Source organism: Empedobacter sp. GD03739 (genome assembly GCF_029843245.1).
In the GTDB taxonomy this organism is placed as follows: Bacteria; Bacteroidota; Bacteroidia; order Flavobacteriales; family Weeksellaceae; genus Empedobacter; species Empedobacter falsenii_B.
The window spans coordinates 1-12,033 of sequence record NZ_JAOCHX010000066.1 but is presented as its reverse complement, the minus strand read 5'-3'; the positions used below and the strand labels follow the sequence as shown (position 1 = coordinate 12,033).

Annotated in this window: 10 protein-coding genes; 9 read left to right on the top strand and 1 reads right to left on the bottom strand. The window is 29.0% G+C overall.

Annotated elements, in window-relative coordinates:
* Positions 1-225: 225 nt before the first annotated feature.
* The 4 genes from N5E64_RS14670 (at position 226) to N5E64_RS14655 (ending at position 2,880) form a co-directional block, all read left to right on the top strand.
* Positions 226-498, top strand: coding sequence for a helix-turn-helix domain-containing protein (locus tag N5E64_RS14670; protein ID WP_038336789.1), 273 nt, complete (start codon positions 226-228; stop codon positions 496-498).
* 215 nt (positions 499-713) lie between these two features.
* Positions 714-1,574, top strand: coding sequence for a transcriptional regulator (locus N5E64_RS14665; RefSeq protein WP_280038146.1), 861 nt, complete (start codon positions 714-716; stop codon positions 1,572-1,574).
* 15 nt (positions 1,575-1,589) lie between these two features.
* Positions 1,590-2,195, top strand: a complete 606-nt coding sequence (locus N5E64_RS14660) for an ATPase (protein ID WP_280038144.1) — start codon at positions 1,590-1,592, stop codon at positions 2,193-2,195.
* 133 nt (positions 2,196-2,328) lie between these two features.
* On the top strand, positions 2,329-2,880 hold the full coding sequence (locus tag N5E64_RS14655; protein ID WP_280038142.1) for a hypothetical protein: 552 nt from the start codon (positions 2,329-2,331) through the stop codon (positions 2,878-2,880).
* A 41-nt stretch (positions 2,881-2,921) separates the two neighbouring features.
* Here N5E64_RS14655 and N5E64_RS14650 read toward each other — a convergent pair whose 3' ends face one another.
* Positions 2,922-3,290 carry a hypothetical protein gene (locus N5E64_RS14650; protein ID WP_280038140.1) on the bottom strand — a complete coding sequence of 123 codons (369 nt, stop codon included), beginning with the start codon at positions 3,288-3,290 and terminating at the stop codon, positions 2,922-2,924.
* Between the two features lie 159 nt (positions 3,291-3,449).
* On the opposite strand from N5E64_RS14650, the gene N5E64_RS14645 reads away from it, so the two are divergent.
* From N5E64_RS14645 to N5E64_RS14625, 5 genes are all read left to right on the top strand, one after another.
* A complete protein-coding gene (locus tag N5E64_RS14645; RefSeq protein ID WP_280038138.1) occupies positions 3,450-6,146 on the top strand; it encodes a DNA methyltransferase in 2,697 nt (898 codons plus the stop codon).
* A 229-nt stretch (positions 6,147-6,375) separates the two neighbouring features.
* Complete coding sequence (locus tag N5E64_RS14640) at positions 6,376-7,491, top strand: Fic family protein (RefSeq protein ID WP_260541617.1); 1,116 nt, start codon at positions 6,376-6,378, stop codon at positions 7,489-7,491.
* Positions 7,492-7,519: 28 nt separating this feature from the next.
* The gene (locus tag N5E64_RS14635; RefSeq protein WP_280038134.1) at positions 7,520-9,511 is read left to right on the top strand and encodes a DEAD/DEAH box helicase; all 1,992 of its coding nucleotides are present in this window, start codon (positions 7,520-7,522) and stop codon (positions 9,509-9,511) included.
* Complete coding sequence (locus N5E64_RS14630; RefSeq protein WP_280038132.1) at positions 9,504-10,700, top strand: GIY-YIG nuclease family protein; 1,197 nt, start codon at positions 9,504-9,506, stop codon at positions 10,698-10,700. The genes N5E64_RS14635 and N5E64_RS14630 overlap by 8 nt, the downstream gene beginning before the upstream one ends.
* Before the next feature lie 20 nt (positions 10,701-10,720).
* Positions 10,721-11,914: an AbiH family protein gene (locus tag N5E64_RS14625; protein WP_280038131.1), complete on the top strand. Its 1,194-nt coding sequence runs from the start codon at positions 10,721-10,723 to the stop codon at positions 11,912-11,914.
* Positions 11,915-12,033: the final 119 nt, after the last annotated feature.

Genomic DNA, 12,033 nt, shown 5'->3' with positions numbered 1-12,033 from the left:
TTTGTTTAAAAGTAAATTAGAGGACAAATTCAATTCTTACTAATAATTTAATATTCTATAACCGTAGCTACTTGTTACGGTTTTTTTTGTTTTTAAAATACCTTATGAATAAAGGGATAAAAGAAATTTATAAAAAAAAATCTTTCTCTACTTGAGTTCTACTATAGAAAAATATATTTTCAACTTCTTCAACTTTGTTTCAGTAAAAAATTAAGCCTGACACAAATGAAAAAATGTAAACGTATTCATCCAGAAGACATTCAACAAATCACAAATTTGATTTGTACTGATCTTAAAGATTATTTAGAGCATAACATCAAACACAAATGGTTACGTACCAAAGATGTGTGCGAACAATTAGGTATCTCAAATTCTACACTCAAAAAAATGAGAATAAATAATCAAATTACATTCTCACGCATTGGTAAAGTGTATTACTATGACGTAGAAGATATAGATAAGTTGCTCGAACAGAATAAAGTAAGTAGGTTACTTTAAAGATATTTTTCATTTGGTTAGTTGGTTTAGGTTAGGCAGGTTTAATTACGATTCAAAAAGTAATAACCCTGCCTTTATTTTTCCAATAACCACCTATAATCAACATCTAACACGTAGCAGTCATCCTGAACTTCTTTCAGGATCTCATCACACTAACATCTCAAATCTAATATCTAAAATCTAACATCCAATATTAACATCTAAAAACTAATAATATGAATTACATCAAACACTTATCATTTTTCTTTCAAAAAGTACAAGGAGACCATGAGATGTCTCCAAGTCAAATCTCAATTTATTTAGCCTTATTCAATACTTGGAACAGGCAGCAATTCTCTAATCCAATTATTGTGATTCGAGACGAAATTATGCGTCTAAGTAAAATTATGTCAAAAAGTACCTATCACCGTTCAATGAAGATTTTACATAACAATGGGTATATTATTTACGAACCATCGTACAATCCATTTTTAGGGAGTAAAGTGTACTTAATCGACTTTACAAATTCAGCTCAATTTTCAAGAATAAGCAGTAAAAAAAATACTCAAGCTATGACAACGGATAAAAAACAAACTGAAGTAAAAAATGATAGAGCTATTATAACAGATACCAATACAGCCATAGAAAAAGGTATCGAGCCTTTTATAAAACATATAAACAACAAACATATAAACCACAAGCATAGCTTGTGTTCGCAAGCACAAATCCCTTCATTAATTTTTAATGAAAAAGTAAAAAATAACGTAACTATAAATCAGTCTACTGATAAAATCGAAATGAACCAAAAAGAAAAAAGTTCCGCCAAAAAAGAAAAAGGTACAATTCCAACATTAGATGAGGTCATTGATTTTTTCCAAGAGAAGTATCAAAATACAGTAGAGGCTGAAAAATTTTATTACTACTTCGAGTCCAATGGTTGGTTAGTCGGAGGGAAAACCAAAATGATAAATTGGAAAGCAGCTGCAAATAATTGGATGATTAATGCCGATCGTTACACCAAAACGAATCCACCAAGTTTTGGTGTGCAAAAACCATTAGATACATCAATCAACAAACGTTACGACGAACCATTATAACAAAAACATAAAGCAATGATCAATTACCAAAAATTTCTATATCACTTCGAGCAATTAGGGCGTAAAAAATATGGCCCTAATTATACACTTCAAAAAGAAGATTTATCATACATCGTACGCTTAGCAGCTTATTTCTTTAAAGATGAGGCGAAGTGTAAAGAATTAGATTTAGACCTGAACAAAGGAATTCTTTTAACTGGACCAATGGGCGTAGGTAAAACAACATGGTTTAGGCTAATGCAGTTCATCTTAGCTAAAGAACATAAATTTTATTACATCACCTGTCGTGATGTCAATTTCGAATTCCTACGCAGAGGTTTCGATGTTATCGAAAAATACACAAAAGGTTTACCTAACGAATTCCAAAAATGTAGTATTTGCTTTGATGATTTAGGAACAGAAAATAACATCAAATACTTCGGAAACGAATGTAACGTTATGCAAGAAATCCTTCTTAGTCGTTATGACTTGTTCATGGATTATGGATACAAAACTCATTTAACAACAAATCTCTCCGCTTCCGAAATCGAAAAATACTATACAGAACGTGTTCGTTCTCGTCTCCGTAAAATGATGAATGTTCTCGCCATCCCACCAGACAGAAAGGATAAGAGAAGCTGATGAGATCCTTCAACTGTCATCCTGAACTTGTCGAAGGGTCTAGTCGAAGTGCAAAAGCAGAATATAAAATAATTTTAGAGAATCATAATTCTCTGTTTATCTTTAAATAATAATTCGAATACAACTTAACAAAATGGATAAATTAAAAGAACTTGACAATAAATTAACAGCTTTAGATCTCGATTTAAAAGCAATGATGGATGAAATACAATTTCAAGAAATAGAAACCTTTAAATTCGAAGATTTTTCAAACCGAGAATTAGATTTTAAAGAGTTTAATTTTAAAGGCTTATATATGTTTGAAATTAAAAACAATGGTTTTTTTGAAGATATTAATGATTGGAAAAATGATTTTACAAAACGTTGGTGTGATGAAGAATTCTTAAGAAGATTTGTTCCAAATGTTCGTAAAAAAAGGCTAAAAGAATTGACTGATAGTAATCAAGAATGGATTCCTTTGTATATCGGGAAATCAAGATCAGTAGGTAAAAGAATACATGAACATATATACAAACCTATTGAGAAAACAACTTTTGCAATGAAATTAAAAGCTAGGCATAATCTATCATATGAAGTTTTTCGTATTTCAGCAGTAAAAATTGACGTAAATAATTACAATTGGATTGTTCCTGTATTAGAAAATGAATTAAGAAATCGTTTAAATCCTATCGTAGGAAAGCAATAGAAGATTAAACCTCAATTGAATTATTAATTGAGGTTTTTTTATTAATACTCTTTCAAAGAAAGCTTACATAATTTCTTTAATCGTTTGAAGTAATCATCCCACAATTTTTTCTCATCAATATTTACAGGATTAGTTCCGTCATTATATAAGAAAACTTGGTAAATCTCTCCATTATCATTTCTTTTAATTCCTTTTTCAACATCAAAAGTTATTTCTAATAAAAGTTTTTCTGTTAAACGATTATATTTTGTGTGAATAGGTAAATGGTCAAAAGAGCCTTGTGATACACTCCCTTTTTCACGAATAGTAAAACCTAAAGGTTGATACTCTCTATTAAAAACTGCCCATTCGTTTTGCTCATTTTTAATTAATCCATAAGGAAGATTTACTTTAAAGAATTTATCTAGCATTTGTATTAATATTATATGTATTAATGAATAAAATTAATTATTACATCTAAAATAATAATTTTCTTCAAACATATATTGCTATTTTACAATTTAAATATTTTTACTAAATAATTCCGTAAATTTACAATTCAAGAAAACTAAAGCCCCAACTAACTTTCAATGAAAAAAACAGAAATTCAACAAAATCTACATACTTTATCTCAAAACATTGATCAAGAAAACTTTATTTATGATTTCTTATTATCATTTGGGTTGTCTAAAACTACAATAACTCGTCTTAAAAAAGGAGATTATAACCTTTCTAAAGTTGATGGAGAATTATTTTACAAAGGGAAAATATTTTTCAAAGTAGAAAAAGAGGCTAATCTTTTGAACCTGATTGATGAGTTAGCAAAAGACGAGAAAATCAAGAAACAAAAACCTCGTTTTATTGTTGTCACTGATTTTAAAAATGTTTTAGCTGTTGATACTAAATTAGGAAATAATAAAGAGTTTCCCATTGAAGAATTAAGTGAACAGACTGATTTTTTTCTACCACTTTCTGGTGCTGAGATTTACCGCGTAAGTAATGACAACAAATTAGATCGTGATGCAGCGTATAAGTTAGGCGAATTGTATGATATTTTGGTTGTTGATAATCCTGATTGGATTGCACAAGGAAGTCATCAATTAAATATCTTTTTATCGCGTTTATTATTTTGTTTTTTTGCAGAGGATACTGGGATTTTTGACGTGAAAAGTATTTTTACAGAAACACTTGCAAATAACACCAAAAAAGATGGTTCTGATGTTGATTTATTTTTAACAACACTTTTCAAAAAATTAAATACTCCTGAAGGGAAAGGAAGTTTTGAACCTCATTTTGATAAATTTCCGTATGTGAATGGTGGTTTATTTCGTGATGAAATTCAATGTCCTAAATTTTCAACTAAAGCACGTCAAATTCTTTTGGATTCGGGCGAATTAGATTGGTCCGAGATTAATCCTGATATTTTTGGTTCGATGATTCAGGCAGTTGCAGATCCAGCCGAACGTAATAATTTGGGAATGCACTATACTTCGGTTGTTAATATTCTGAAGTTAATCAAACCTTTGTTCTTAGATGATTTGTACGAAGAGTTCGAAAAAAATAAAGGAAAAATAAAAGGGTTAGAAGCTTTATTGGATAGATTAGGAAAGATTAAATTTTTTGATCCTGCCTGTGGTAGTGGAAACTTCTTGATTATTACCTACAAAGAATTACGAAATCTCGAAATTCAGATTATCAAAGAATTATTAGATCTGAATGTAAAACAACGTAAAATCTATTTTTCTGAAATTAAACTTTCTCAGTTTTACGGAATTGAAATCAAAGATTTTGCACATGAAATGGCAATACTTTCGCTTTGGTTAGCAGAACACCAAATGAACCAAGTGTTTGAGTTGGAATTGTTAGATTACGGAAGATCGAATCCTATTTTACCACTTAAAGAAAGTGGAAATATAACTGCTGGGAATGCAGCTCGTGTTGATTGGGAACAGGTTTGTCCTAAAAAAGAAAATGATGAAATCTACATTATTGGTAATCCACCTTATTTAGGGAGTAATATGCATTCGGATGAACAAAGAGAAGAAATGCAAAGAATATTTAGAAGTGATAGACTAGACCGGCTTGATTATATTGGTACTTGGTTTATGTTAGGAGCTAGATATATAAAAAATACGAATTCGAAATTAGCATTTGTAACAACTAATTCTATTACTCAAGGTGTGCAAGCATCATTTTTATGGAGTAGATTATTTCAAGAGAATGTATTCATACAATTTGCAGTTAAATCTTTTAAATGGGTAAATAACGCGAAAGGTAATGCAGGGGTTACGGTAGCTATTATTGGTTTATCACCAACAGAACCAGAAAAATATTTCTTGTATGATGATAACATAGCTGAAAGTGTTAAATGTATTAGTCCATATCTTATTAAAAATTCTAATACAATAGTTTTTCCTCGTTCTAAGCCTTTCCAACAATTACCTGCATTAGTAATGGGTAATAAACCTGCGGATGGAGGTAATCTAATATTGAATAAGGAAGAAGTAGATAATTTAATTAATTTATATCCAGAGAGTAAAAAATTCATCAAAACATATATAAGTGCTGATGATTTTATTAATGGTAATCTAAGATATTGTTTATGGATTTCTCCAGAAGATGAAGAAGAGGCTAAAGCTATTCCATTGATAAAAGAGCGTACTGATAAATTATATAATTTTAGATTTGAGAGTAAAGCAAAATCCACTAGAGATTTTGCACGATTTGATTATGCTTTTAGACAAATTTCATACAAAGCAACTGATGGAATTGTTGTTCCTAGAGTTTCTTCTGAAAGAAGAAAATATATTCCATTAGCATTTATTGATGCCAATACCATCGTTTCAGATGCTACAAACATTATTTATGATGCTCAACCTTGGCTTTTCGGTGTACTTCACTCCAAAATGCACATGATTTGGGTAGATGCTGTAGGTGGAAAATTAAAAACAGATTATCGTTATTCTGCGAAACTATGTTACAATACATTTCCATTTCCTACATTAAGTGAAAAGAAAAAAGAAACCATTAACCAATATGTATTTTCAATATTAGACGAACGTGCCAAATACCCAGAGAAAACAATGGCGTGGTTATACAATCCTGAGACAATGCCAAGTGGACTAAAACAAGCACACAAAGAATTGGATTTGGCGATAGAGCAAATTTATCGTTTAGCACCTTTCCATTCAGACGAAGAACGATTAGAGTATCTGTTCAAACTCTATGACGAAATGACAACAAAAGAAACGTTGTTTGCGAAAGTGAAAAAAGGGAAGAAGAAATAATTTATTTTATTTACAAAATGAGTCGCATTTTTGTAAACAAAATATTTTGATAACAGAAATTGTAAGCTAAATTTGTTGTTTACATTTTCTAAGCAAAAGTTGTAAGCAAACTTTTTTGTTTACAACTTTTGTAATCAAATCTATTTGACTGTTGTTTTTTGTTGTTTTTTGTAATCAAACACACTTGTTTACATAATTTTATTTATATTTGGATACAATATAATGTGAAATGGATTTTAATATAGATAACGCTGTAAAATATCACTACAATAATTTTCCTCCTCAAAATATTAACTACGCAGATTTTATTCAGGAACTTGTGAAAGCAACGGACGCTCTTGCACGATTTGATCAAATGCTAAAAAATTTACATAACACAGAAATTCTTTTAGCTCCATTAAGAAATCAAGAAGCCGTAATTTCATCTCGTATAGAGGGAACTATTAGTACAATGGACGAGATTATGCTATATGAAGCTGATAATGAAGGTCAAGATAATCCTAATGCTAAAGCTGATGTTATAGAGACTATTTTATATCAACGTGCTTTAAAGAATGCACAAAATGCTTTAGAAAGCGGTTATGGCTTTTCAACAAGTTTTATTAAACAAATGCATCAACAACTTCTGTACTTAGGAAGAGGAGCAAACAAATCACCTGGTGAATTTAAAAAAGAGCAAAATTATTTAGCTGATACCCGTAAAAAAGAAATTCAGTTTATACCAATTAATCCAGAAAACTTAGATCAAGGTTTAGAAAATCTTTTTGATTATATTAAAACTTGCGATTTACCGCCTTTAATTAAAACAGCAATCATGCATTTAGAGTTTGAGGCATTACATCCATTTAAAGATGGAAATGGTCGAATTGGTCGTATGTTAATAACACTTAATTTATGGCAAGAAAAAATTCTTTCTCAACCTCATTTTTATATCAGTGGATATTTCGAAGAAAATAAAGACGAATACATCGAGCAAATGAGAGAGGTTTCACGTTCTAATGATTGGAACCAATGGATAAAATTTTTCTTGAAAGCAGTAGAAAGTCAAGCTATCCGTAATTTAGAAATTGCAGAAAATATCAAAAACTTATACGAAACAACAAAAACAGAATTTTCAGATATATTGTCTTCCAAATGGAATATGGAAATTTTAGATTTTATTTTTACTTATCCTGTATTTAGAAATAATAAGTTTGTGAATACAACGAAAATCCCAAATGCTACTGCTGTTCTGATTATTAAAAAATTAGAAGAAAATGGATATTTGGTTTTAAGAGAAAAAGCAGCTGGTAGAAGAGCAGCCCTTTATTCTTTCGAACCTTTAATGCAATTAGTACGCGTGTAAAACAAAATAATAACTCTATTCAATAAACATGAAAACCAATATAACAAACAACTATAAACAACCAATTAATCTGGTTAATGTAAATTATAAACAGACAGGACAAAGTAAATCAACAAATGAATATGGAATGCGTGAAATGCAAGAAAAAGCATTTGAAGCGCGTTCTGCACAATATTTATTATTAAAAGCTCCTCCAGCTTCTGGAAAATCAAGAGCTTTGATGTTTTTAGCCTTAGATAAATTAATTAATCAAGGAATTAAAAAAGTAATAGTTGCTGTTCCTGAAAGATCTATCGGAAATTCTTTTGCTCCAACTGAACTTTCAAAATATGGATTCTTTGCTGATTGGGACTTAAATCTAAAGTATAATTTATGTTCTCCTGGAAGTGATACAAGTAAAGTTCAAGCATTCAAAGACTTTATGCAATCAGAAGATAAAATATTAATTTGTACACACGCCACTTTACGTTTTGCATTCGAGGGTTTAACTGAAACAGATTTTAACAATTGTTTAGTTGCAATTGATGAGTTTCACCATGTTTCAGCTGATGGAGATAACATATTAGGAAATGTGATGCGTAAGATTATGGAAAAATCGAATGCACATATTATAGCAATGACAGGTTCTTATTTTAGAGGAGACAGCGTACCTGTATTATTACCAGAGGATGAAGAAAAGTTTATCAAAGTAACATATAATTATTACGATCAATTAAATGGATATGAATATTTAAAATCTTTAGGAATAGGGTATCATTTCTATCGTGGAAGATACTATAAACATGATGAGGACAGAGGAATGTCAGCATTAGAAGAAATCTTAGATGAGAATCTTAAAACAATTATCCATATACCAAGTGTAAATTCTGCTGAATCTTCGAAAGATAAATTAGAAGAAGTAAATCATATCATTGATTGTTTAGGCGAATTAGAATATCAAGATACAGAAACAGGAGTTTTATTTGTAAAAAGTAAGCGATCAGGAAAAATTTTGAAAATAGCTGATTTGGTTAACGACAATCAAAAAGAACGTGATAAAATAACAGCTTATTTACGTGGTGTAAAAACACCTGAAGATATCGATATGATTATTGCATTAGGAATGGCAAAAGAAGGTTTTGATTGGCCGTTTTGTCAACATGCTTTAACAATTGGTTATAGAGGTTCATTAACAGAGATTATTCAAATTATTGGTCGTGCCACACGAGATAGTAACAATAAAACGCATGCTCAGTTTACAAATTTAATTGCTCAGCCTGATGCAGTAGATGATGATGTAAAGCTTTCTGTAAATAATATGCTAAAAGCAATTACTGCTTCTCTACTAATGGAACAAGTTTTAGCTCCGAACTTTAAATTCAAACCAATGGATGATGAAGAAGATGATTTAGAGAATGAAGATGAAAATACAATCAAAATTAAAGGATTCAAGAAACCAAAATCTCAACGAGCGAAAGATATTATTGAAAGTGATTTAAATGATTTAAAAGCTCGCATTCTTCAAGATGATACAATGATTAAAGCTATGCCAGGGAATATCGAACCTGAAGTAATTAATACAGTTTTAATACCTCGAATTATTCGTGAAGTTTATCCTGATTTGAATGAAGAAGATGTAGAAGCTGTGCGTCAATATGTGGTAGTTGATTCCGTAATCAAAAATGGAGAAGTTGAGGAACAAGGTTCTAAAAAATTCATTAAAATGGCTGGTAGTTTTGTGAATATTGATGACATCAACATCGATTTAATTGATACGATTAATCCATTTCAGAAAGCTTTTGAGATATTATCGAAAAATGTAACAACTTCAATTTTAAAATCAATTCAAGATACAATTAATGTAACTAAAATTGATATGACTGAAGAAGAGGCTGTAATTTTATGGCCTAAAATCAAAGAATGGGTTAAACATACAGGAGATAAACCAAGTATACAATCTTATGATCCAAAAGAGCAAAGATTAGCTCAGGCTTTGTTATTTATTCAAGATGCTAAACGTAAAAAAGCACAAAATGGCTAAAACATTAGACGATATATTTGATGACGATGATTTGGGTTTATTAAATTCAAAACAACCTCAGAATTATATAAAAACAGATGAAGATCGGTTAATAGATGCTTTTGAAGAGATCAATTCGTTTTATGAAACAAATAAAAGAGAGCCTTCAAATAGCTCTATGTCTGAATATACGTTATCTTCAAGGTTAAAAGAATTAAGAACAAATGATAATAAAAAAGGAGTTTTAAAAGCTTTTGATCGATACAATTTATTGGGTGATTATGAACCTAAAATAGAATCATTGGATGATATTTTAGATGATGATGAGTTAGGTTTATTAGAAACAGATGGAGATTCTTCAATTTTTGAATTTAATTATGTTCCTAAAGAACCGAAAAGAGATAAGGCTGATTATATCGCACAACGTTCATCAATTCCCGAAAAAGAGTTTACCAAATATGATGTGATGTTCAAACAAGTTCATCAAGAATTAAAAGAAGGAAAAAGAAAATTCAAAGAATTTAAAAATGCTGAAACCAATCTTAAAGAAGGTAACTTTTATTTAGTTGATGGACTTTTAGCTTATTTGGAAGTTTCTAAAGCTGAAAAAGTTTTAAAAGAAAATACTTCAGGTGATAGAATTCGTTTAGAAGGTAGAACAGTTACAATTTTTGAGAATGGAACTATTTCAAATATGTTGTTTCGGTCATTAGGAAAAGCAATTCAAAAAAACGGAAAATTAATTACTGATGTGATTGATGGTGGTGAAAAAGAATTATTCAAAAATGCAGGAGTTGATCATCAAGATGATATCTCTTCAGGATGGATATACATCTTAAAATCAAAATCAAAGAATCCTGAAATAGCTTCAATAAATGATTTATACAAAATTGGTTTAAGCACAATAAGTGTCAAAGAAAGAATTAAAAATGCTTCAAAATCATCGACTTATTTATTTGATGAAGTAGAAGAAGTTTATTCTTGCGAAATAGCGAATGTCAACATACATAAATTTGAAAGTCTTTTACATCGCTTTTTTGGCAATGTTTGCCTTGATTTAGATATATATAACAATGGTGAAAGAATTAATCCAAGAGAATGGTTTGTAGTGCCATTGCCTATAATTCAAGAAGCAATTAATTTATTAATTAACGGAACTATTGTTAATTATAAGTATGATAATGATTCTCAATCAATAAAGTTAAAATAATTTTTATTCTGAATTAAAAGATGAAAAAAATATTAGTTACTGGAAATGGATTTGATTTACATCATGAATTACCAACTTCATATAATAATTTTATTGATATATTAGGGGTTGTAGACGAATCAAATGAGTTTGATTTTGAGAAAATTTTTAATACCGTTTATAAAGATATTCAAAGTGATAATCAATTTGATTTAAACATAGAAAAGATACGAAAGTTAAAAGAGCTTTTAAATGATAATATTTGGTATAAACATTTTAAAGAAATTAAAAGTGATTTAACTTGGATAGATTTTGAAAATGAGATACTAAATGTTATTCAAATAATACAATCTTTTATTAAGGCATTTAATTCTGAAATTTTTCCAATAAAATATTTTTCAGGAAATTTAGCAAATAATCATCTTTTTCAAAGATATCTTAATGGTAATGAATTAGTAAAAGTTACACTTCTAAAGCTTAATATATTAAATTTTGACAGTTTCCTCCATACTGGTTTAAGATTTTGGATTAATGATACTTATTTGATTTGTAAAAACAGTCTGAGTTATTTAGATATTGATAGAATTGTAAAACTATTAATTTCAGAGCTTGAAAAGTTTAAATTAATTTTCAATATGTATTTTGATTGTTTTGTCACTCCCTTTTATGAGATTAATAAATATAAGATTAATGAGGATATAGTTAGAAATATTAATGAACATTATACTTTTAATTATACCCAAACTTTTGATAAAGTATATGAAAAGAATTTTACAAGACATATTCATGGCAAAATCGGTGAATATCATTCTATTGTTTTAGGAATTGATAGTTTGGATAAAGATATAGAAGATAAAAAATACTTTATACCCTTTACTAAATTATATCAAAAACTAAATTATTCAACTGATTATAAGTTTATAGGGACGAATAATAAAAATGATGATTTTTATGTATTCATTTGGGGACATTCATTAGATTCATCTGACGCAGTATATTTAAAGGAAATATTTACTCTTTTAGATGATGATTCCTATGAAAGAAAAGTTATCATAATCATTAGAAATCAAAGCTCAAAAGGGAAGTTATTGGTAAATCTAATTGATATATTAAGTCCAGAAAAAGTAGATGCTTATATGAAAAATGATAAACTAATTTTTTCAGAAAATGATTCAACAGAGTTAAGTATGAATTTAAATTATATACCTAAACCTAAGATTGGGAAAGTAAGATAAGATTGATTTATTAAAGCATATTTATTTGCTTGCCAATTCGATGAGAATGATCTTCTTATAAAACCCATTTACAATAAGTTTTATAATCATAAACTAATTACTATTCACTAACTACTAAT